This window comes from Pseudomonas sp. HN8-3, from assembly GCF_020790195.1.
GTDB lineage: Bacteria > Pseudomonadota > Gammaproteobacteria > Pseudomonadales > Pseudomonadaceae > Aquipseudomonas > Aquipseudomonas synxantha_A.
The window spans coordinates 5114997-5138032 of record NZ_CP086206.1 but is presented as its reverse complement, the minus strand read 5'-3'; the positions used below and the strand labels follow the sequence as shown (position 1 = coordinate 5138032).

Genomic DNA, 23036 nt, shown 5'->3' with positions numbered 1-23036 from the left:
CGTGCGTTTATTACTGATTGAGGATGATGTGGCGCTAGGTGAAGGCATTCATCAAGCGCTGGGGCGCGAAGGCTACACCGTCGATTGGCTCAAGGACGGCAGCAGCGCGCTGCATGCCCTGCTCAGCGAAACGTTCGATGTTGCTGTGCTGGATCTCGGTTTGCCACGCATGGACGGTCTCGAAGTACTGCGGCGCCTGCGCGACAGCGGCTCGAACCTGCCGGTGTTGATTCTCACCGCCCGCGATGCAACCGAAGATCGCATCGCGGGCCTGGATGCCGGTGCCGACGACTACCTGATCAAACCGTTCGACCTGGCCGAACTCAAGGCGCGATTGCGAGCGTTATTGCGGCGCAGTGCCGGACGCGCGCAAGCGCTGATCGAACATGCCGGCATCATCCTCAACCCCGGCACCCAGCAGGTCAGCTACCAGGGCCATCCCGTAGCACTGACGCCCAAGGAGTATCAGTTGCTGCATGAACTGCTCTCACCTCCGGGCCGGGTGATGACTCGAGACCAACTGATTCAACTGCTCTATGGCTGGAATGAAGAAGCGGAAAGTAACACTCTGGAAGTGCACATCTACCACCTGCGCAAAAAGTTCTCTACTGAGCTGATCCGTACCATTCGAGGTGTGGGCTATCTGGTGGAGGAGCGCTGATGACTTCGATCCGCCGCCGTACATTAACGCTGATCATTGGTTTGCTGCTGGCCGGTCTGGCGGTGCTGAGCGTCTTTAACCTGCACGATAGCAATCATGAAATCGCCGAGGTTTACGATGCTCAACTGGCGCAGAACGCGCGCTTATTGCAAGGCGTGATGCGCATGCCAATGGCGAGCAAGCAGCACGCCGAACTGTACCGGGCCTTCAATACCGCACTGGGCGAAGCGGTGCCGCGCGGCGATGGTCATCCATACGAACGAAAAATTGCTTTTCAGGTGTGGAGCCCCGGCGGGGAGGTGTTGGTGCACACCGCCAGCGCACCCGCCTTCAGTTCACCGCCGACGCAACCGGGTTTCAGTGATGTGGTGGATTTGAACCATCGACATTGGCGCGCCTTCCTTCTTGAAGACCCACAAAACGGCATGCGCATCTGGGTTGGCGAGCGCGATGATGTGCGCGCGGATCTGGTCGACCGCATCGTGCGTCATACGCTATGGCCGAACATCGTCGGCAGTTTACTGCTCGCGGCGATGGTCTGGCTCGCTATAGGCTGGGGCTTAAAGCCCTTGGCAAACATGGCCGAGACCCTGCGTGCCCGCCACAGCGGTTCACTGGAGCCATTGCAACTGGCACCGTTGCCCAGCGAACTTGAGCCCATGCAAGCGGCGCTCAACCGCATGCTCGCGCAGATTCAAGAAGTGCTTGGCCGCGAACGACGCTTCATCGCCGACGCAGCCCACGAAATGCGTACACCACTCGCCGTGCTGCGAGTACACGCGCAAAACCTGCTGGAGGCAGGCACAGAACAGGAACGTCGAGAATCGCTGGAATTCCTTATCTCAGGCGTTGATCGCACCAGCAGACTGGTCAACCAGTTACTGACCATGGCGCGACTGGAACCCAAATCCAATCCGCCACCGCTACAGCGCATCGACCTCAGCGAAACCGTGCGCAACAGCCTCGTGCAACTGTCACCGTGGTTATTGAGCAAAAACCTTGAACTGATATTCGACGTCAGCGACCAGCCCTTTCACGTATTCGCCAACCCCGCCGCCATCGACATCGCGCTGAACAACCTGATCACCAATGCAGCCAATTTCTCTCCCGAACACGGCGCAATCACTGTGCAACTGAGCCAGGCGGATGGCTTCTGTCATTTGACCGTCGACGACCAGGGGCCGGGAATTGATGAGTCATCTAGAGAGCGATTATTTGAGCGTTTCTACAGCCGTGGCACGGCGCAAGGAGCCGGGTTAGGGCTAACCATCGTCAACACCATCGCCACGCGTTTGAACGGACGTATCGAACTGGCAAACCGGGCAGAAGGGGGGTTGAGGGCGACGTTATCAATTCCAGCTACGGAATAATTGCAAAGCATCCAGCCGATTATTTTTGTTTTGTATAGGCGGTGAAACATGTTGCGGGGCGGGGGTTGGCAGGTTGGGGTGGGGGGGCGCTTGGGATAACGAAGCGGCTGGGATGCGGGATGGTTTCAAAGTTTATCGTAGCTGTGAAATTCTTTTGGGGACTGGGTTTTAGGGATGGAAAAAGACGTCTGGGGAAGTCTTTTTTGTTGAGTTGGTGGGCCGGGGTAATCTGAACAGGAAGCATAACTTATTGTTTGTTAATAAAAATATCTGTTTTGTTTTTTGTCTGGAATGCCATTTGGAATGCCAAATGTTGTATGTCGCTTCAGATCGGACAGTTAATCACTTTGTTCCTTGTCCCAGGCTTTTGGTAAGCGATCGCTGGATAACCTGAACATTTTTCTCTTTTGTGGACTGATTTTCACCACGGGTGAAGGGTTGTCGGTTTGAGCGTGAGGGAAATCATCAGTCGGGCTTGAATTTAAGTCCACTGGTGCGGATTGTTCTGGCTGATCATCCTCTGCCGCCGCGGACGGCTTTTGACTATTGCTGGGTGAATCTGGAATGAGGGTAATAGCCTCTTCATGCTCAAGCAGAGGTTCAACGATTTCTGGGGCAGCCTGCGAACTAGAGCGGTCATTTGAAACTGACGAAGTGTGCTCGCCTGACTTCTGCTTCAGCAGCTCAGGTTCACCCACTGATTTTTCAGCTAAGGAACGGCTGGGGATGGCTGAATGATCGGGCTGTATGACGCCTCCGATGAACATCTCGTGGAGGTCTTGAATCGTGTGGTGACGACTCCCCTGCAAAGTTTGTTTCGACAGTTGCCTTTGCTGTCTGCGCACGTGGGCTGTGTAAGCCTTTGTAATCATGCTCTCCAGCAGCACGGTTGGGCTCTGTTTTTGCTCTTTGGCCATGGTTTTCAGATGGCCCTTGGTGGCTTTACACAGAGTGAATACGCATACCTGGCGGCCGGCTTCCTTTTTCTTGTTTCTGTCTCTCTCCTGGCGCCAAGCATCCTTCATGTCGCTAAATAATTGCCTCGCACCAGTGCCCTGCTCGATATACATGCCTGCATCCAGCATTTCGTTGTGGGACGGAAGCTCATCCGGAAGGATCCTCTCCCCGTTATGGAAAATTCTCTCTAAGCCTTTCGCTTGCAAATACTTCAAGGCCCAAAGGCGTTGATTCGTATTTTCAGAATCAAGCCAATCGAGTCCAACTACTCTTTTGCGTCCCATTCTCATCCATTCCTGCTGGAGCCGTCGCTGGGGCCAGTATATTCATTATCGATAACGTTATGCATAACGAAATCAAATTTATCAGATAGAAATAGGGTATATTTAGCTGTGATTATTTCTGGATTGCATATGCTAATTAGCCTTTTATCACTGAGTTTAGTGCGACTGGATTCCAAGGCTCGGTTCACGCTGGCGTCGTTTTACCTGCGTTATGAGTTCACTGACACAGGGCCGATCACTATTGATGAGCTGGCTGGTTGCCTTGGAGTGCCTACGAGAGAGTGTGCCAATGCACTCAACTTGCTCCTGAAAGAGTCGATCCTCATCGCTACAGCGGCGTTGGCTCAACGAGCCGGTCGGCTGAAAAAATCGTTTCGCCTCCATGACGATGTGGCCAATAAGCTCGGGATTGCGAGTTTTATTTCACGCCCCCTAGATCTTGCGCCGCACTTTGGCGCCGTCGAGCACCTAATCAAGGAGCCTTACATTCACTCCACCAGGCCCGACGTGGAGATCTATGCGATGTCAGCTAATACTGTGAAGACGGAGCAAACGAGGGTTGCAGTACCGAACCGCACTTCTTTGCTCAGTCGATCCAATCGACTTCTTCTTGCAATGCTATACGCTCATGCAGACCGTTTTGGCGTAGTAAATTCGCTCGGCAATGTTGAGCTATGTCGACTCACCGGCCTGGAGCAGGCAGGCCTTAAACAAAGGATTAGAAAGCTTATTGGATTGGGGTTTATCCGACGACATGTTCCCGGAGTCGCTAGTCCCATTTTTGCTGAAAAACTCAAAAGCAGTTACATCCTTAACCTGAACCATCGGCAGATTACCTCGGGGACGGACCTGATCAGCTTCGTTGTGCATGAGTGTGTGGGCGAAGGGGCTGACGATGTTCGGTACCTGGGGGACGTTTGGTTTGATCTTGAGCTCTGGCGCAATCCCGCTACTACGCATAAATACTCGTTGTATGAGCTTTCCACACCGCCCTCAGTTATCCGGCTTTTTAGGTATGCGCCCAAGCACGAGATTGAGCAGCTGGAGTTTTTTTTGAGTAGGTGTGTGACAGACTTTCTGACACAGCACTGGGAGCAGCTAGACGCAGTCAAGTCAGACTGTGCCCTTGGCATCCGAGACGACATCAGCGCATTTTTTCGCAAACCGATGAAGGACGCTAAAGATGCGCGGTTGCTCGACGAGGCTGAAGTCATAGATTTTTTATGGGGCATGACTATTCAGTTTGCGCGCGTGTGCAAGGTGCGCTTTTCACGGGTTGATGGACTGGTCTGGTCAAGTCTGAACTTCAGACTTCTACCCAGTGATTTGCGGCGGGGGTATGCCAGTTTAGGGATGTTGATTGATAGGGGGGCTGGCGGTAGCAGGCTGCTGAGAGAGGTCGGCGAGTACGTAGAAACGAAGGAAGTCACTACGGAAGCCCTTTGCCCAATCGAGCTTAGAGAAAAGGCGGGTTTGCTCACGCCGGCACGAGCGAAAGCCGTCTAGCGGTTATTTTTTATCGCCCCTGCCAATCCTCTGAACGAATACGAGGAGCCCCGTTCATGAGGATCATCCGACTAAAAGAAGTTATCGACTCGACTGGCCTTGCCCGGTCGACCATCTACAAGCACATCGGGGAGGGTACCTTTCCGAAGCCGGTGTCACTGGGCGACCGCTGCGTCGGCTGGGTCGACAGCGAGGTGCATGACTGGATCTTGGCAAGGATCGAGGAGCGTGACTTGGCAGAAGGTGCTGCGACGCGCTCCACCGGCCATCTGAGTATGGCCAGTTAGATCTGAGTATCTGCGCCATGACTGGCTACGGCTGGTCATGGCGCTTATGCCGGGTGGCTTATTCAGGCTGTTCGGCACTCGCCAGGAAGCCGGATCGATGTTGCTCCCCATCGATCCGGCAGACGCTGGCTAGGCAACGGTCCACCATGGGCTTATCTGGTTTTTTTCCGGAATACGGTTTCAGCAAAAAATGCCACTGCGGCTTGGTGAGCGGGGTGGATTTTACCGAGCCAGTCGGAGCGGTCAGTTGCGGTGTGGGTAGTATGCTTTACTAGCTATTACTACCCGAAGGGTTCACGCCTAACCGAGCAACAACATTTACTGATCAGATCCCTTTCACGTAGAGTCGGATTGGGCAGAGTCCCCACCTGAAGGGCTATTACTACAACGCGTGCATAGAGGTCAACTGATCAGGTGAGGAAAAGTAGCGGTTAAAAAGTACACAGCAGGCACTGGTTATGAAGCTCCACCAACGAGAGGTCATAACCATGCTCAACGATGTCGATACCATCCAGCACTACCCACTCCGTCATCCCGCCAATACCAACCTCCATCTGTACTACGACGACACCTTTGAAGGCTTCCCGTTGATGCGTGACAAAGGGCCTTTCATCCGTGAGTACCTGTCGGACCTCAAGCACACTATCGAGTTGGCCACGGCTGAGTATTCGAGGGTATTAGCCTTCAGGGCGGATCTCAGGCTACCCCAGGGTATCGAGTTGCCCGATTACGCCTATACGAACCAGGTCATCAGCCGGTTCTTTGAGTCCTTCACGAGAAAGATCCAGTACCACCAGGAAAAGGTGCGTGAGCGTGATGGGTACGCTCGTGGCTGCAAGGTCCGGTACGTCTGGTCGAGGGAGGTCGGTCAGGGAGGCAAGCCGCATTACCACCTACTGCTCCTGCTGAACGGGAATGCTTACTGCACGGTAGGAAGGTTACGCTCAGAGAGGGTGAACATGATCAGTCGCATGGAGGAGTCCTGGGCTGGTGCACTGGGGCTGTCAACTGAGCAGGTCAGAGGGCTGGTACACATCCCGAAGAATGCGGAATATCGAGTCGAACGCGAGATGCGCCGTGGCGAGATCGATGAGTTGCCAGAGCTGTTCTACCGATCTAGCTATCTCTGCAAGGTTGCTACGAAGTCTTATGGCGAGCGTCATCGAGGCTTTAGCGCTAGCAGGGGTTAGCGCCAGGGGGCGTCGCTCGTCTTAGGCTGGGTGTTATCATTCTGGAATACGTACCAAGTCTGAGCAGTTGGGCTGTGGCTAGGTTGGCAGAATACTCGTTTCTGGCCAGTGGGCCCCCACTAACTGCCTGACGCTGCGCGCAAAACGCAGGATACTCCTTTACCCATTATCCCTCGGTAGATAAGGTGGCAGGTGTTGTAAAAGTAGGCTGCGACGATCCAGTGGTGGTTCGCTGTGGCACTGCAATTCCCGCCTCTGGCCCCCAGCATCCAATTGAGTGAACTTGTCAGCATTTCGAACTGAAGCGCTCAAATTGCGAGCAGTTGCACGTATCACTAAGACAATAGGCTTGACGAGCAGGATTTGCTATTGCAGGCAGACCTCAATAAGGATTTTTCTCAGATGATTTACAGCCCGTACCAGGCGAAGTATTTCGCCCACTTCTTGACTCGCGAAGGTATCGGTGCCGACGAGTCTTTGACCCAGTCCTTGTCTTCGGCGCGTGTGGATCTGAACCCGCACCAGGTCGATGCGGCTATGTTTGCCTTGCGTTCGCCCTTATCCAAAGGCGTGCTACTGGCAGATGAGGTAGGGCTTGGCAAAACCATCGAGGCGGCGTTAGTGCTCAGCCAGCGTTGGTGGGAGCAGCGCCGAAACCTTCTGTTGGTTGTGCCGGCCTCTCTTCGCAAGCAATGGGCCACGGAGCTCCGTGAAAAGTTCTCATTGCCCTCGGTCATTCTTGATGCAAAGCGCCTTAAAGACTTGTCGGCCAGCGGGCAACCCAATCCCATTGGGCGTAAGGAAGGCATCATCATCGTCTCTTACGAATATGCCGCTCGTATCGCCCATCAGGTGCAAAAAGTTGCTTGGGATCTGGTCGTGTTTGATGAGGCGCACAAGCTGCGTAACGTCTTTAAGGCGGCTAACAATTCCCGAGCAGCGGTCCTGCGCGATGCTTTACAGGGTTGTCAGAAGCTTTTGCTGACGGCAACTCCGTTGCAGAACAACCTGATGGAGCTCTATGGTCTCGTTACGATCATTGATGAGGCTTACTTTGGTTCGGAGCAGGCCTTTAAGGCGGAGTTCGGAGGCAAGGGCAATCTTGCCGCTATGACCTTGCTACAGAATCGTTTGGAGCCCATCTGCAAGCGCACCTTGCGCCGTCAGGTCCAAAAGGCTGGACTGATCAACTACACCAACCGCTTGCCGAAAACCTTTGACTTTACGCCCAGCAAGCTTGAGCTGGATCTGTACGAGTCAGTGTCGGCGTACCTGCAAAACCCAGACACCCTTGCCCTAGGTAGAAATGGCCGTCACCTGGTGACCTTGTCCCTGCGCAAGATCCTAGGTTCATCCTCATTTGCCATTGCCAAAACCTTGGACAAAATGGTCAACCGCCTGCAAGCCAAGCTAGTGGTTGATGACGACACCCTAGATGATCTCGATGGCTTTGCTGAGGACGCTGAGGATTGGCGCGATGCTGGTTCTATCGCCGCAACCGAAGCGGATGCTATCGAAGACCATTCGGATGATGATCTTGATGAGATAGACCCGAAAAAACTTCAGGCCGAGATCGCCGAACTGACGCACTACAGGGATATCGCCACCTCAATTAACGACAACGCCAAAGGGCGAGCGCTCTTGGAGTGCTTGCCCAACGTTATGGCTGAGATTAAGGAAGTCAAAGGTGGTCAGCACAAGGCCGTGGTGTTTACCGAGTCCGTGCGCACCCAAGCCTACTTGCGTGATCTGCTGGAACAAAACGGCTTTGCTGGTCAAACCGTAGTACTCAACGGCTCAAACACCGATAAAGACAGCACAGCCCTCTACAAAGCCTGGCTTGCCAAAAATAAAGGTACTGAGGTCGTCTCCGGCTCTAAATCTGCCGATATGAAAGCAGCCATTGTCGATGCTTTCAAACATGACCGCTCCATCCTCATTTCCACGGAGTCCGGTGCCGAGGGTATCAACCTGCAGTTCTGCTCGCTGCTAATCAACTATGACTTGCCCTGGAACCCCCAGCGGGTTGAGCAGCGCATTGGCCGTTGCCACCGCTATGGGCAAAAGATCGACGTCACCGTGATCAACTTCCTCAATCGCAAGAACCAGGCAGAGGAGCGCATTCACCAGCTCTTAGAGCAGAAGTTCAAGCTCTTCGAGGGCGTATTTGGCTCATCTGATGAAGTATTAGGTGCTATTGAGTCTGGCGTGGATATCGAACGGCGTATTCTGGAGATTGTCCAGACGTGCCGTTCGAACGACGAAATCAATGAGGCCTTCGATAAGCTGCAGGAAGAGTTCAGTGTCGAGATTGATGCAGCCAAACAGGCTGCACGCAACCAAATTTTGGCTGAGATGGACGAAAAGGTGATTGAACGCTTGATGAGCCGCAAGGAGGGCGTTCATGCCGCCCTAGGCGACTTCCGTAGGGCGCTGTTGACCCTTGCTCGTGCTGAGCTACCCCAGGCCCACTTCCATCCAGATCATGCCGAGCGCTTTGATTATCAAGGCAGCACCTGGTCCACCGAATGGCCTGAGGCAGAGGATAACGGCTGGCGCTTTTTCCGCGTGGGCGATGGAGGCCTGGCAGATAAGCTGGTGGCGCAGGCTAAAGCGCGATCAACTCCCATGGCGTCGCTCGCGTTTGACTACAACGCCTATGCTGGCAATCTGACGGATGTGGCCAGCTTGCGCGGGCAATCCGGCTGGTTGCGACTCTCACGCCTAACGTTACAAACCCCCGCTCGCATTTGGGATGAGCTGATCTGCGCAGCCTTCACCAATGACGGCAGCATGCTTGACCCGAGTACCGCCGAACGCTTGCTGCACATTCCTGCCCGAGAGCTTGGCGCACCAGTGGGGCAGGCGCCCGAGGCAGAATTGGTGGGTGTTACTGAGGCGCGGCAAACGGCCCTAGTCGGGCATGCGCAAGAGCGTTTGGGTGAATTCCTCAACGAAGAAGAGGACCGCCTGGATGCGTGGCGTAATGACGCCCGTGTGGCCTACGACCAGCAAATAAAAGAGCTGACCAAGCAGGCCAATGAAAAGAAAAAATTGGCGCGTGCGACAACTAATCTGGCCGCCAAGCTTGAGCTACAGCACGAAGCAAAAGCCTTAAAGCGCCAAGTAGATGAGCTACAACATCAGCTCTATACCCGCCTGCGTGAGATCGATAGTGAGCGCGAAGTCATGTTAGATGCCATTGCCGAACAACTTAACTTAACGCCACAGGTGGATCACCTGTTTACGATTCGATGGAGCCTGATCTAATGGCCGGTAAAACCAAGCTTGAACTGACCTGGATTGGCAAAGACGAGCGTCCACGCCTCGAGCCGCGCATCCTGATCGAGGATCCAGTGTTTTCCTATCACGCCGAAACGCGGCGTGAGGGTGATCACTTCGATAATAGGCTGATCCAAGGGGACAATCTTCTGGCGTTAAAAGCGCTGGAGACAGACCCGGATGTGCGTGGCAAGGTGAAATGTATCTTTATAGACCCGCCGTACAATACAGGGTCGGCTTTCGAACATTATGATGATGGGGTAGAGCATTCGCTATGGTTAGGCATGATGCGGGATCGCGTTTCGATACTACGCGAACTTTTGGCAGAAAATGGTTCGCTCTGGATTACTTTAGATGATAATGAAGCACATTATTTCAAAGTGATGTGTGACGAGTTGTTCGGGAGGCGAAACTTTGTTGCCAACATAATTTGGCAAAAAAAGTATTCAAAGCAGAATGATGCTAAACAGTTCAGTACTAGTCACGATCACGTATTGGTTTATGCCAAAAATAAAGATTCTTGGCGACCTAACCAAGTCGAGCGCACTCCTGAACAGTTAAAAGGTTATAATAATCACGATAACGATCCGAGAGGTCTTTGGACTTCAGTTGTTTATACTTGCTCAAAAAATAGCAAGGAGCGACCGAATCTTTATTATCCGCTGATTCATCCCGCTACGGGGAAAGAAGTGTGGCCGAATGAAAACCGTGTGTGGGCCTATGAGAAGGAAACCCATCAGAAGCATGTAGAGGGGAACATGCTTTGGTGGGGTAAAAAAGGGGAGCAGGAAAAGCCTCGTATAAAGGTATTTTTATCAAAGGTCGGTACTGGGGTTGTGCCTGATACCATTTGGCTCAGAGATGTTGTAGGGGATAATCAAGACGCTAAAAGAGAGGCAATTCAACTAAGTGGAAACGACGCTTTCTCAACGCCAAAGCCTGAAGCCTTGCTGATGCGAATATTGGGAATTGCTACTAAGCCTGGCGACTTAGTTCTTGATTCCTTCGCAGGCTCTGGCACAACAGGCGCTGTTGCCCATAAAATGGGTCGCCGCTGGATTATGGTTGAGCTGGGTAACCACGCTAAAACTCATATCGTGCCACGTATGCAGAAGGTTATCGATAGCGTCGATAAAGGTGGTGTTACCGAGGCAGCTGCTTGGAAAGGTGGCGGTGGCTACCGATTCTTCAAACTAGCACCTTCCCTGCTGCAAAAAGACAAATGGGGTAATCTGGTAATCAACAAGGATTACCAGCCGGAAATGCTCGCTGAGGCCATCTGCAAGCATTTCAATTACACCTACGCGCCATCCGCCGAACATTATTGGATGCACGGCAAGGCTACTGAAAACGCCTTTATCTACGTGACCACCAACAGTTTGACCTTTGACCAACTCAACGCCCTGTCGGATGAGGTGGGGGAGGAGCGCAGTCTACTGGTTTGCTGCATGGCCTATGAGGCCGCTGGTGATAACTTGACGAACCTAACCATCAAGAAAATTCCTCGTGTGGTGCTGGATCGTTGCGAGTGGGGTAAAGATGATTACTCCTTAAAAATCGCCGCCTTACCCCTGCAAGACGCAGAGCTTGACGCAGTCGAAATCACAGCAGCTAAACCTAAAAAAAATAAATCACCGGTAGCACAGGCAAACCTGTTCGACGGTACTGAGGAAAACTGAGATGACTGAACTAAACAAGGATCGTGTTGTTGCCCAAATTAGTCAGCGCCTCTCGTTACGTAAGCCTCAGGCAGAGGCGCTGCGGCGCCTAGACACCATCGTTGGACTGGTTGACCCGAAAAAGGGCACTGATGTAGAGGCCGCTAGGCAGCAGGTGCGTCAGGCATTCTGTGAGGTTACTGATGCGGACTTTGCAGATTTCGAACGCGACTTCCCATCGGTTTGTTTCTCCGTTGCCACCGGCGTCGGCAAGACCCGCTTAATGGGCGCATTCATCAGCTATTTGCACATGATCGGCAAGAGCCGAAACTATTTCATTCTTGCGCCAAACCTGACGATTTATGAGAAGTTGCTGTTCGATTTCGATCCACGCAGCCCTAAATATGTGTTCAAAGGCATAGAAGCCTTTGCCCATAACCCGCCTTTGATCGTTAACGCTGAAAACTATGAGGAAGGCCGTGGTGTGCGTGGCGCGGATCTATTCGGCCGCGAAAGTGTGATCATCAATATCTTTAACATTTCGAAGATCAACTCCGAGGTACGAGGCGGGGCTGCTCCTCGTATCAAGCGCCTGCAAGAGTACATAGGCGAAAGCTATTTCTCGTACCTGTCTGAGCTTAAGGACCTGGTACTGCTGATGGACGAAGCGCACCGTTATCGTGGCAGTGCCGGATTCAAGGCCATTGCCGAGTTGCAGCCCATTATGGGCCTTGAGGTGACGGCGACGCCGAAGACTACGGGTAGTAAGCCCCAGCCATTTAAAAATGTGGTGTACCGCTACGACCTGCCTGATGCAATGGAGGATGGTTATGTGAAGGAACCTGCCATTGGTACTCGGGCGAACTTTAATTCGAAGTCGGTCGATGCCGATGCGCTGGAGCGCATCATGCTTGAGGACGGAATTAACTACCACGAGCATGTCAAGGTGGCGCTGGAAACCTACGCCAAAAACTACGATAAGCCGATAGTGCGACCGTTTATGTTGGTGGTGACCAAGGACACCACGCACGCCTCCGAGGTAAGACAGTTTGTGGAGTCGGACGGTTTTTTCGGTGGCCGTTACAAAGGCCGTGTTATCGAAATCCACTCAAAAACGTCCGGGGAGGAGAGTGACGAGAATGCGCAGCGCTTGCTGAACATCGAAAAAAGCGGCGATACCGACATCGTTATTCACGTTAACAAACTCAAAGAAGGCTGGGACGTTACCAACCTGTTCACCATTGTTCCATTGCGTGCCTCAGCTTCCGATATTCTGACCGAGCAAACCTTGGGGCGTGGCCTGCGCTTACCTTATGGCAAGCGCACGGGGGTTGCTGAAGTCGATCAGCTCACCGTTATTGCCCACGACCGCTTCAATGAACTGATTGAGTTGGCCAAAACGGAAAACGGCGTTACCAAGAAACTTAAGCAGGTTTTTATTGGTGAAGACGGTGACGTGACCTCAACGAAACCTGAGGCTGTCACTACGCCAAATGTGGTGCAGCACTTGGTGCAGTCCATGCTGCCGAAAGCAGAAGGTAGTGAAAAAAGTACTGCTTATAAAATTCCTGCTCCCTCGAGCCCTGTCAGTGTGGCTGAGGCGCCTGCGCCTTTTATTCTGCAAACAGCGCAAGAAGTGGAAGTGGCTGAGAAGACCCTTCAGATTGTGGTTCAGCAGACCGCTAAACAAGTAGGAAGCCTTGCGGATATCAATAAGCCGGAAGTGCAAGCCGCTATTGTTCAGGCCATTCAAGCGGAGCAAACACCGCAAGCTGAGATATTTCCGGTTGAAACGCTGAAAATTGAAGCAATCGTGAAGTCGATTTGCAGTCAGTTCGTTGAGCGAATTATTGCCATTCCGGCACTGACCATCACGCCGACCCAAGATGTGTCTTTTGGTTTTAAACCGTTCGCGCTGGATCTTAAACACTGGAACCATCAACCGCTCTCGAACGAGTTATTGATTCAGGTCTTGCGCACAGAGAAAACGCAGTCCATTAGCGGCGACGCCCATGATGAGCAGCAAGAGTGCCTAGAGAACTATATTGTTGCCAAACTCATGGACTTCCCAGAGATTGATTACGACACGCACTCTGAAGTGCTTTACCTGCTGGCTGGCCAAGTAGTTACTCACTATCAAGCAAAATACGATAAGCCTGAAGAATTGCGTAGTGTGCTGCAAGGCCACTCTCGGCAAATGGCCGATGTCATCTTTGCGGATATGAAAAAAAATATGTGGCGTGGGAAAACAAATTACCGCGTTACTGTGAGCGCGGCCTTCCAAGACTTGCGTCCACAAACTTTCGAGAATGCGGGTAGCCAATATTCATTGGACTTTCGTCAGGCGCCGCCAAAGCTTAACGAGATCAAGCGTTATATTTTTAGCGGTTTCAGTAAATCCTGCTATCCATTGGCTAAGTTTGACTCAGATACGGAACGTAAACTGAGCGAGATTTTAGAAAAAGAAAATGGTGTTAAGCTGTGGATGAAACCCGGCCCCAACCAATTCAAACTGTATGACTCAGATGGCTTGCCTTACCAGCCAGATTTTGTGGTTGAAATGCAAGACCGCATTTTGATTATTGAGACCAAGCGCGCGGATGAAATTAGCCATACGGTGGTATTGCGCAAAGCAGAAACCGCAGCGCTTTGGGCACATATCGCCACTGAGTTCCATGCGAAGAAAACTGGCGGTAAGCCGTGGTCTTATTTATTAGTGCCACATACGGACGTGGTTGGAAACTCTACGTTGGCAGGTCTTGCCGCAAAATACACGCGCCAAGCAGACACTGAGCTTTTGACCCGCTATGAGCTATCTAACGAGCTGGGTTTAGCTCTGCAGGCGTAGGACAGACCAGGAAAAAAGGGTAGCTCCGGCTACCCTTTTTTGTGTGTCTTTGATCCCCACCTACCGGAAAGTAGGAATTAGGTTCACCGTGGCACCGCTGGCGAGCAGTCCCAGGAAAAAGCGCTCATAGTCCGCCACCGCCTACACATGCGGCAGCTTTGAGTGTGTGGCGCAGCCAGACATAAGGTTCTTGGTAGTTGGTTTTGGCGGTTTCCACCAAACTGTAGCTCTGCGCAGTGGCCGTTACTGCAACAGATAACCGACGGGGTGATTGTCCTTATCGAAACAGAGGATGGTCTCGCAGAAGCCGCCGATCTGGTCGATGTTCGATTCAGCAACTGCCGGCAACCACTTACCAAGGTCAGCAATCGGTACCTTCTTCTCATTGATGTAGCAATCGTCATCCATACGCGGATTGCACCAGGCACTTTTCACGTCCGGCCATTCTAATTGGGCCGAGGTGGCAAGTGACTGCTGTGTCGATGCTTGTGCACGCCCCTTCTGTGCCTGCCAAGCTGCATAACCACCTTGATAGCGCCCGTCGAACGTTGGTAAAAGTTGATTATCTGGGACGCCAATGTCCAGATAGAACTGGTGCAGGAGAGATCCCGCCTCGGCATAGGACACCTGATGCGAGGTATCGACACGGTAGGCCACCGGCTTGCCGTCGGTGCTGACTCCGATGCGATACCAGATCGACAGGGTGAAGAACACGTCCTGGTTCCAGTCACCCACGATGGTGGCGTTTGTTCGGCACTTGCCGCGTAGGCACGTACCGCTTACTTGGTTGACGTAGCGTATATCCTGCTGGCGCTGAGCATTCCAGATGAGCACCTCGCGGGCGTTTTCCAGCCAGGTGCACTTGATCAGCGGCTGACCATTGAAGGCTTTCTTATTGATGCAGGGGATCGCTTCGGGGAGTCCATTGATGGAGGTCTCGTCCGGGTAGGCAATGTTGTTCCAGGCGTAATGGTCAATGACGGCATTGGCATTGGCGCAGAACGCGAGCAGCAGAATGCTGAGTATCCGTTTCATGAGGTAACTCCTATTTGTGGTTTGTTGCGAGCGAGAAAGAGGAACCGGCCGTTTCACGACCGGTGGCGAAGCACGCGAGTCCAACAGCGCAGTGGTGCTCTTCGCTGTTGGTGGCAGTGGGAATGAGGAGGGCTACTTCTTGTAAACAACCTTGAGCCGCTTGTTGACGTAGTCCTTGATGATTTCGTAATCGGGGTTGTAGGTAACGAGCGTATGCCCTACCCCTGCTGTGGCCGTTAATGCCGCGATGGTCAATGTGGCGGGTGTTGTCAGGATGCTGAATACGGCGCCGAGTGCACCGCCTTGGACCACTGCACTTTTCACATCGCTTTTGACTCGACACTTCAGCCCCAGGCTTTCAATCTTGGTTTCGACCAGTTTGATGCCTGCCATGAAATTTCCCCTGAGGCCATGGATTTCGAAGGACGCTTTGCTTTTCACGAGACCTTCAATCTGCATCTCATTCAGACCTGTTACGACGATCATGGGTTTTCCGAGCTCCCTGCAAGAGATAGTGGTTTTGAGAAAAAGTCGAATACCAACCTTCTAGGGTGAGTCTCGGTTTGATAAGTCCTTCATGTCAACAGGTTGATAGCCAACTATCCGGGTTGAATTGGAGGGTGGCATGTCAAGAACCAAATCGAAGCAGCTGGCGGAGCTTGTTGGCCAAGCCATTGCGCGTCAGCGCATTCGCTGTAAGTTGAGTCAGGAGCAGGTTGCGGAAAAGCTAGGGATTGGAAGCGAGGCCGTATCCCGTATTGAGCGTGGCGTCGTGATGCCTAACATCGAACGCTTAATTGAGCTGGCGACGGTCTTCGGCTGCGAGACTGCCGACTTGCTGACTGAGGGCAGCACGCGTCAGGAGGATCAGGCGCGTCGACTGCAGGGTCTGTTATCCGTACTGGACTCAGATGACCGTACGCTAGTGCTGGAGTTTGTGGAGAGTTTGGTGGCGCGCCTCAGCCGGGGTTAAGCCGCTCATTGATTTCGGCTGCCTCGTTGAATAACGCGCCACAGCGGAGGCATAGAGAGTCAAAGTCGGCGAGGTGGAACCGCACAACCTCATCGGGCTCTTTTCTGGCAGCTGGGTAAGCATGCACAACGGCGGTTAGCCCGCTGGGAAGAGCGGACTGGCCGAACCTTTCATGCGGACTTTGAGCGCCCTCGATTGCGCCATTGAGTAACCCGATCAGCAAGGTCAGCCCTTTGGCGGCGTCACGCGTCAGCACGGCGCTGGAGTCGCAGATCAGACGCTGTCTGTTCATCGTTATGTTTCCTATTGAGTTGAGGCCCTAGTGCATGCCTGAGGCTCACAAGTAGGTTTATTTCGGTGCTACCGTTGTGGCGTCTGCCGCTGCTGAATTGGGTGCCAATGCCTTCAAGAGACGGCAGAACATCCAACACGCCAACAGTACGGCGATCAGCAGTGGCGGAAACCGCACCATCAGAAACACCATCAGTAGGATGGCCAAGCAGCCTGCAAGAATGCCGGTGAACATCAGCACGGCCGCAAACATGCGTAGTAGCTTCATCGTCGTTTTCTCCTCATAGATAGCCCTGCTCCGCCAGCGATACGCAGCCCTCGTGACCTACCACGATATGATCCAGCGTTCGCACCCCAACCAGGTTCAAGGCCTCCTGTAGTTTGTGGGTCAGGTTGAGGTCTGCTTGGCTAGGTTCTGGATCACCGGAAGGGTGGTTATGTACCAATACAGTTGCTGCCGCGTTGTGCTCTAGGGCGGTCTTGACGACTTCGCGGGGATAGACGTTGGCACCGTCCAACGTGCCCCTGAAGAGTTCGTGAAATACGATTACTCGGTGCCGGTTATCAAGTAGGAGCAAGGCGAATACCTCGTGCTCGTAATCGGCCAGCAGCGCTTGCAGATGGCTGAACACTTCCTTCGGCGAAGTTAATGCCCGTCCTCGGCGCAGACGTAGGTTTGCCAATTGCCGGGCCATTAGCAGGATGTCGGCTTCACTGATCGGCGACTCGATTTGGTAGGTGCCGGTAGATTCACTAGCCTTCAGCTTATGTAGGCGCATGTGGAGTTCCTTGATGGTTATCTGTTGGTAGCGTTCATAGCGTTCACCTTGCAGAAATAGAAACGCCCGATCAGCCTCGTTGCTGATCGGGCGTTCTGGGAGAGGAAGTAACCGGTTAGGCGACAAGCTGCAGGGCGGTGTCCAGAGCACGTTGCTTGATCTGCGCCCCTTGACCGAACCAGGCCGAGTCCATGCGGTACTCGTTGCTACGGGCGCGACGTTCGTGGTCGACGTACTCGGTTACGGCGTTGAGCAGGCCCCAGGCGGTACCGCGAGCCGAGTCCAGCTGACTGCCTCGGCCGCGACCTTCGTACAGCTCCTGAACCTTGCGCAGGGCGCGCTCGTTGGGTAGCTGCTCCGGTAATTGATTGCTCGGATTTACCTCGCACAACACTGACATGAAATATCCAAGAGCCTCATGCCACTGAACTTTGCGTTCAGCGAGATGGCGCATGCGATACATGAACTCGTCCCAACCGGAGACGGCTATGCCGAGTTGCTTCTTCACTACCTTCGGATCGAAGCGGGTGTTGTGCGGCACCTTGATTGCACGAGATGAGCCGTCCAGGGCTATCGTCAGAGTGTTGTTGCATACCACGCGCACGGTGGTGGGTGTTGCCGTGGTGGCCAGGGTGCCATCGCAGGACGTGGCCAGCAGCAGGTAGCCGTTGACTTGATCGTTACCGTTGAGCGCAGCACCTTGCCCGGTACGCGCCAACGCCCAGAACTTGCGACCACCTTTGAGTACCCCCGCAGTCTCCAGCTCGTAGCCGGAGACCTCGGTGAGGTCACGATAAAACTCCAAAACTTCCCGAGGCTGCACGGTATGGTAGCGCAGGGAAACGACTGACAGCGGCGCCTTGGTATCCGAACGCAACAGCACTTTCTGTTCGGGGAAGGAATGGATCGCGCCCAGGTGGCCGATGCTCTCTGATTTGAAGAGGACGGGGCTTTCCTGAATGTCCCAGTCCATGCCGGCTTCGCGTTGCCAAACTTCGATGGGTTGCTTTTGAGTGAGGTGATTGCCAAGGCCATGCCAAGGAGTTGCTCCGGCGTAGGCCATAGTTTCGACGAGATGAGCCATGATTGTGATTCCTTTGGATGCTATCCGTCATAAAGCTCCGCGCACAACGCAGCACCGAAACGGACGTAATAGATAGAAGAGAAAATGACCTGATTAGGTCGGTAGGTTAAAGCGGTGACCACATAGCAGGCAGAGGTTGTGGGCCAGGACGTGGCGATCGAGAGACTCACCGAGTTGGGCGCCGAGTGCACAACCACCAACCCCGCCGGCGAGGCCACCGAGGATGGCACCCGATACGGAGCCTAGTGTGATACCCAAAGGCCCAGCAATAGCGCCAATAAGCGCACCAGCTTGACCGCCAGCTAGCGCAGCACTGATGCCGCGCGCAGCACCGCCAACGGTGCCGATGCTCGCGCCGATTTTCATGGCGTGATGGAATGAAGCGACTTTTGGGGAGTGACAGCGGGGACACTGCAATGACATGGTGTGAACCTTCTTGTTGGTTATGTCATTGCGGTAATGTGTGGTTGAAATTTCTTTGAATCGAATAGACGGCGCTCCTGTAGGGAGTGTAGTGATTACCTACAAACCCTAAGATGCCCCTATGGCAGTATGCTTCGATCGTCCGCCAAGCGCGAAAATGGAATTGGAGGTAAATAGTGGTCGAATATCAGGGAATGCGCTGGCTCAAATCCGACTTTCAGGTACAAACGCCTGAAGACAATCGACATTGGGCAGACGATGATCTGCGCCTTCACATTCGTCGTCCGATAATCGACGGGAAACCTTGCGAGCAAGCCATTCAAGTAAAGGCCAAGCAGTTCCTCCGACGCTGTCATGAGCTCGACCTAGAAATGATCGGTATTACTGACCACAATTTTTCGGAGAAAGCAGATCCGCGTGACTGGTTTCTCACCCATTTGGTCGAACAGAATAAGTCAGTCGCTAAAGAGCTTAATCGCGCGCCAATCTCTATTTTTCCAGGATTTGAAGTCGACATTGGCTATCACGTTCTTTGCCTATTTGATCCAGCTAAGAAACAGCGGCATGTTCAGCGCGTTAACATGATTCTCACGAAGCTTGGCTTGGCTGAACATGAACGATTCAGAGCTGGAGAGCCTGCACTACTACGCAGAGAGGGGCGAACAATCAGCTTGAAGGAGTTGCTGGAGGTTGTTCAAGAACAGCATGCAGGCATAGTGATAGCCGCTCATGCTGATCAAGCAGATGGGATGCTGTCATCAGCAAATAACATTGCGGATTACCAGAATCCGGGTCTTCTGGCTGTTGAGGTGACTACCTATCCAATGCCGCAGAGATTCAAGTCGATCCTAGAGGGTAGCAATCCTGACTGGTCGAGGCGCGGACGTCAGCCCGCCTATGTTCAGTCCTCAGATGCAAAGTCTCTGAAGGTAGGGGAGGACGGCCGTCCCATTGCCAACTCTTTGGGCTACCGCTGGACATGGCTAAAAGCCTCCAAGCCTTCTATCGTGGCACTACGACAAGCGTTTTTAGATGGGACATCTCGCTTACGCCTCCAAGATGCAAGGCCATCAGAAGAGCAGACTCACCCTAGAATTGTTTTTCTGAAATGCAGCGGGCTGAAGTTTCTAGCGGACCAAGAAATTGCTTTTTCACCGAATTTGAACACTGTTATTGGTGGGCGTGGAACTGGTAAGTCGACGCTGATGGAGCTACTTCGCTTTGCTTTTGCTCGGGACACTGGTGGTCAATTTTCCGCGTCAACTAAGGCAAAGTTCGAACGGCTCAGAGGTACGTTCTCGGGCGATGCGGAAATCCAAGTCGGTTGGGAAAGCGTACCTGGCCAAGTTGACATCATCTCGCTTCGCCCAGACGCCGCTCATGCAATGCTGCAGGGCGAAGTGCACGATATTCCAGCCTACCTGAAGCAAATTCCAATTCAGTTCTACAGCCAGCAGCAGCTTAGTGAGCTTACCGATATTGGTGGTGAAGGTAGCTTGCTGGGCATGGTGGATGAGGCTTGTAGTGCAGAGCTTCAAGCGCTTAAGGGGCGAGAAAATACCCTGCGAGCCGAGATCGTTCAGGTATTTGCTGCTTCCGATCAGTTAGATGAGTTACGGAAAGTAGAAAAGGAATTGGCCCAGGAGCTGCAAGAGCTGAACCGCCAATGGCAGGCTCGAAAAGAGGTGCAGGCAGAAGCGCTTCAATACCAGCGAGCGGAGGCGGCTCGGCAATATTTGGAGAAAGCGAAAGCGCAGTTGGTTAAAGATACCGGTTCACTCAATGATCTTGCTAAACAGCTGTCCGATCGTGGCGCGTTGAACGACGGTAACGTTGAGGCTTGGCCAAGATCTGATTGGTTCAACCTCTACACACAGGGAGCTGTTGCGCTTCGCCAGAAGCACTCACATAAGCTCGCAGAGCTAGCTGCCGAGATGCAGAAAGACGCCGATGAATTGGAACAGCAACTTGGGGGCTGGAATTCCGTTTCCGCTGAGCTAAATGCGATTAAGGCTGGATTCCTTCGCGCCTGTGAAGAAAGAGGTCTTCAGCCTCAAGATGTTGCACGCCTTCAGGAAATCGACAGGCTTCGTCAGATCAAGCAAGCCAACCTTGAGGATCTACTAAGGAAAATCGAGGCCCTCACACCCGAAGTGGAAAGACGGGATTCAATGCTGAGCAAGCTGCATGATCTTTGGTCTGAACAGCTTATGGTTAGAGCTCGAACTGCTCAGGAAATTACGCAGAAGGCCGACCGCTCTATCAATGTGTGTATCCAGCCGATGGCCGACGAAGTCCACTTTCAAGAAGTCTGGGAAGGAATGGCCCCTGACCGCCGTGCCAGAATCGGTAGAGTCTGGGAACAAATCGGTACAGCGCTCTTTGCAGATTTTCAACAGCATCTGGCCGATGTTAAACCAGGCTTACAATCTCCATGGCTGTATATCAAGGCGGTGCTGATGGGCGAGCTGCCTGGCCCATTAGAAATAGCAGGTCTATCAGATGATATTCGAAAGCATTTCGTTGAGCAGAAAAGCAAGTGGCGTGCGGCACGCCTCACTCGAATAGAAGACAAGGTAGATGTAGAGCTCTATCGTGCGGATGGAACACTCGTGGGCAATATCCAAAGTCGGGTACTTTCAGAAGGCCAGAGGAATACAGCGGTTCTTAAGCTACTTCTTGCTCAGGGTGATGGTCCGATTTTAATAGACCAGCCTGAAGATGAGCTGGACTCGAACTTTATCTACCACGAGTTGGTTCCTTTACTTCGCAAGGTGAAAAACCGGAGGCAGCTCATCTTGACCACACACAATGCAAACCTGCCAGTAAATGCTGATACCGATCTGGTTTTCGCCCTTGATGTGAGGGAAGGGCGCGGAACACAGCTAGCAATAGGAGGGCTTGACCAAGCTCACTCGGCTAACGCGGTCCTAAACATCATGGAAGGCTCCGCTGAGGCGTTCAAAAGGCGCTTCGACAAGTATCATTTTTGACCTTCGCCTACTGGGTGGCGTGATGTAACTCTGAAGGTCAGCTCCGGGTTTAGAGCAGTCCTTAGATCAGCGTATCGATACGACTTTTCTGTCCCTACTTTCCTTAATGGCAGCCACCGATAGATTGCCGGTGGCTGCCTCTTGAATGTGTTCACTCCACCAAGCCATCATCGGTCGTCTGCGCTCGATATAGTCCGCTCGGTTATAGGCGCTGCGAACCTCATCTTTGTCGACGTGCGCAAGCGCCACCTCGATCAGCTCAGGATCCCAGCCGTGTTCGTTGAGGATGGTGCTGGCCATTGAGCGCATGCCATGGCTCACCAGCCGACCTTCGAAGCCCATGCGCTTTAGCGCCATGTTGGCGGTCTGGCTGTTGCAGTGTGTTCGAGGGTCCCGGTCTGCAGGAAATATATACTCTCGGTGTCCGCTGTATGGTTTGATTGCCTCCAACAGCGCCAGTGCTTGATCTGTGAGCGGCACGATATGTACGCGGCGTTTCTTCATGCGCTCAGCAGGAATCGTCCAGATCTTCTTCTCGAAGTCGATGTCGGCCCAGCGCGTGGTTGCAGCCTCCGCTGGGCGAGTCATGGTATTGAGCTGCCATTCGATCAGACAGCGCGTAGTTCTTTTTATGCTGGCATTGGCAATTGCCACCATGAGCTCTTTCAGCTCATCGGGAGCAAGTGCCGCCATGTTTTTCTTTTTCGGCTTCTTGAAGACGGAGCGAATCCCGCTGAGTGGGTTTGCGTGTATCAGTCCTGAATTGACCCCGTAAGTCATGATCTCGTTGAGTCGCTGTGACAGCCGTTTGACGGTTTCAAGGCTACCTTTGGTTTCGAGTGGTCGAAGAAGGTTGATGACTTGTGGTGCGCTGATGGCTGAAATCTGTGTGGTGGCCAAATCCGGAAATACATGCAGCGTCAACGAGCGCCAGATGTCCTCGGCATAAGCTGGTGTGACCGCATCCTTCTTCAGTTCAAACCATTCCGTCGCGACATTCTTAAATGTGTGCTCGGTTTCAGCTTGCTTTGCTTGCAGCACTGCATCTCGTTGTTCTTTGGGATCGATGCCCTGGGCAAGTATTTCCCTCGCTGCAATGGAGCCCTTTCGTGCTTGCGCTAGCGAGACTTCTGGGAAGGTACCGAGGCCCATGTTGATTCGCTTCTTCGTCACGGGGTGCCGATAGTTGAAGTTCCATAGCTTTGAGCCATTACTTCTCACTCGCATTTGAAGTCCGCCGCCGTCGAACAGGACGTAGTCCTTTTCAGCAGGCTTGGCAGATTTGATTTTGAGTTCAGAGAGGCGAACCGCTTGTGCGCACATTGGCATTCCAGGGTGGGGTTGGCATTCCAAAAATTAGCACTGTTGGGCTTGGAATGCCAATTGGAATGCCATAAAGGGTGGCTGCTCCTGGA

The 23036-nt window shown here is 53.1% G+C and carries 19 protein-coding genes and 1 pseudogene; 10 read left to right on the top strand and 10 right to left on the bottom strand.

What is annotated here, in order from left to right; all coding sequences use genetic code 11:
* Position 1 precedes the first annotated feature (1 nt).
* Both LJX92_RS22825 and LJX92_RS22820 read left to right on the top strand, forming a co-directional pair.
* On the top strand, positions 2–661 hold the full coding sequence (locus LJX92_RS22825; RefSeq protein ID WP_078822358.1) for a response regulator: 660 nt from the start codon (positions 2–4) through the stop codon (positions 659–661).
* Positions 661–2031 (top strand): ATP-binding protein, encoded by a 1371-nt coding sequence (locus LJX92_RS22820; RefSeq protein ID WP_223018232.1) that lies wholly within the window; start codon positions 661–663, stop codon positions 2029–2031. The genes LJX92_RS22825 and LJX92_RS22820 overlap by 1 nt, the downstream gene beginning before the upstream one ends.
* A gap of 338 nt (positions 2032–2369) precedes the next feature.
* Here LJX92_RS22820 and LJX92_RS22815 read toward each other — a convergent pair whose 3' ends face one another.
* Positions 2370–3272 carry a hypothetical protein gene (locus tag LJX92_RS22815; protein WP_228308990.1) on the bottom strand — a complete coding sequence of 301 codons (903 nt, stop codon included), beginning with the start codon at positions 3270–3272 and terminating at the stop codon, positions 2370–2372.
* Positions 3273–3401: 129 nt separating this feature from the next.
* On the opposite strand from LJX92_RS22815, the gene LJX92_RS22810 reads away from it, so the two are divergent.
* From LJX92_RS22810 to LJX92_RS22785, 6 genes are all read left to right on the top strand, one after another.
* A complete protein-coding gene (locus LJX92_RS22810) occupies positions 3402–4778 on the top strand; it encodes a hypothetical protein (protein ID WP_228308989.1) in 1377 nt (458 codons plus the stop codon).
* Between the two features lie 56 nt (positions 4779–4834).
* Positions 4835–5065: a helix-turn-helix transcriptional regulator gene (locus LJX92_RS22805; RefSeq protein ID WP_137212025.1), complete on the top strand. Its 231-nt coding sequence runs from the start codon at positions 4835–4837 to the stop codon at positions 5063–5065.
* A 488-nt stretch (positions 5066–5553) separates the two neighbouring features.
* Positions 5554–6255, top strand: a complete 702-nt coding sequence (locus LJX92_RS22800; protein ID WP_228308988.1) for an inovirus Gp2 family protein — start codon at positions 5554–5556, stop codon at positions 6253–6255.
* 369 nt (positions 6256–6624) lie between these two features.
* Positions 6625–9525, top strand: a complete 2901-nt coding sequence (locus LJX92_RS22795; protein WP_228308987.1) for an SNF2-related protein — start codon at positions 6625–6627, stop codon at positions 9523–9525.
* Positions 9525–11216 carry a site-specific DNA-methyltransferase gene (locus LJX92_RS22790; protein ID WP_228308986.1) on the top strand — a complete coding sequence of 564 codons (1692 nt, stop codon included), beginning with the start codon at positions 9525–9527 and terminating at the stop codon, positions 11214–11216. Before LJX92_RS22795 ends, LJX92_RS22790 begins: the two co-directional genes overlap by 1 nt.
* A gap of 1 nt (position 11217) precedes the next feature.
* A complete protein-coding gene (locus tag LJX92_RS22785) occupies positions 11218–14043 on the top strand; it encodes a DEAD/DEAH box helicase family protein (protein ID WP_228308985.1) in 2826 nt (941 codons plus the stop codon).
* 141 nt (positions 14044–14184) lie between these two features.
* Here the strand turns inward: LJX92_RS22785 and LJX92_RS22780 are convergent.
* The 3 genes and pseudogenes from LJX92_RS22780 to LJX92_RS22770 form a co-directional block, all read right to left on the bottom strand.
* A pseudogene (locus LJX92_RS22780) lies at positions 14185–14287 on the bottom strand (transposase domain-containing protein); the annotation flags it as partial.
* Positions 14287–15078: a hypothetical protein gene (locus LJX92_RS22775; protein WP_228308984.1), complete on the bottom strand. Its 792-nt coding sequence runs from the start codon at positions 15076–15078 to the stop codon at positions 14287–14289. The pseudogene LJX92_RS22780 and the gene LJX92_RS22775, both read right to left, overlap by 1 nt.
* A gap of 132 nt (positions 15079–15210) precedes the next feature.
* Positions 15211–15564, bottom strand: a complete 354-nt coding sequence (locus LJX92_RS22770) for a hypothetical protein (RefSeq protein WP_228308983.1) — start codon at positions 15562–15564, stop codon at positions 15211–15213.
* Positions 15565–15703: 139 nt separating this feature from the next.
* On the opposite strand from LJX92_RS22770, the gene LJX92_RS22765 reads away from it, so the two are divergent.
* Complete coding sequence (locus LJX92_RS22765) at positions 15704–16051, top strand: helix-turn-helix domain-containing protein (RefSeq protein WP_021492912.1); 348 nt, start codon at positions 15704–15706, stop codon at positions 16049–16051.
* Here LJX92_RS22765 and LJX92_RS22760 read toward each other — a convergent pair.
* The 5 genes from LJX92_RS22760 to LJX92_RS22740 all read right to left on the bottom strand — a co-directional run bounded on the left by LJX92_RS22760 (position 16038) and on the right by LJX92_RS22740 (position 18571).
* Positions 16038–16343: a hypothetical protein gene (locus LJX92_RS22760; RefSeq protein WP_228308982.1), complete on the bottom strand. Its 306-nt coding sequence runs from the start codon at positions 16341–16343 to the stop codon at positions 16038–16040. The genes LJX92_RS22765 and LJX92_RS22760 overlap by 14 nt on opposite strands.
* Before the next feature lie 57 nt (positions 16344–16400).
* Complete coding sequence (locus LJX92_RS22755; RefSeq protein ID WP_228308981.1) at positions 16401–16610, bottom strand: hypothetical protein; 210 nt, start codon at positions 16608–16610, stop codon at positions 16401–16403.
* Between the two features lie 13 nt (positions 16611–16623).
* On the bottom strand, positions 16624–17121 hold the full coding sequence (gene radC / locus LJX92_RS22750) for a RadC family protein (protein WP_228308980.1): 498 nt from the start codon (positions 17119–17121) through the stop codon (positions 16624–16626).
* A gap of 115 nt (positions 17122–17236) precedes the next feature.
* Positions 17237–18205: a DUF932 domain-containing protein gene (locus LJX92_RS22745; protein ID WP_228308979.1), complete on the bottom strand. Its 969-nt coding sequence runs from the start codon at positions 18203–18205 to the stop codon at positions 17237–17239.
* A gap of 93 nt (positions 18206–18298) precedes the next feature.
* On the bottom strand, positions 18299–18571 hold the full coding sequence (locus LJX92_RS22740; protein WP_228309928.1) for a hypothetical protein: 273 nt from the start codon (positions 18569–18571) through the stop codon (positions 18299–18301).
* Between the two features lie 233 nt (positions 18572–18804).
* Here LJX92_RS22740 and LJX92_RS22735 point away from each other — a divergent pair, with 233 nt between their 5' ends.
* Positions 18805–21621: a TrlF family AAA-like ATPase gene (locus LJX92_RS22735; protein WP_228308978.1), complete on the top strand. Its 2817-nt coding sequence runs from the start codon at positions 18805–18807 to the stop codon at positions 21619–21621.
* Between the two features lie 66 nt (positions 21622–21687).
* Here LJX92_RS22735 and LJX92_RS22730 read toward each other — a convergent pair whose 3' ends face one another.
* Positions 21688–22944 (bottom strand): integrase domain-containing protein, encoded by a 1257-nt coding sequence (locus LJX92_RS22730; RefSeq protein WP_228308977.1) that lies wholly within the window; start codon positions 22942–22944, stop codon positions 21688–21690.
* Positions 22945–23036: the final 92 nt, after the last annotated feature.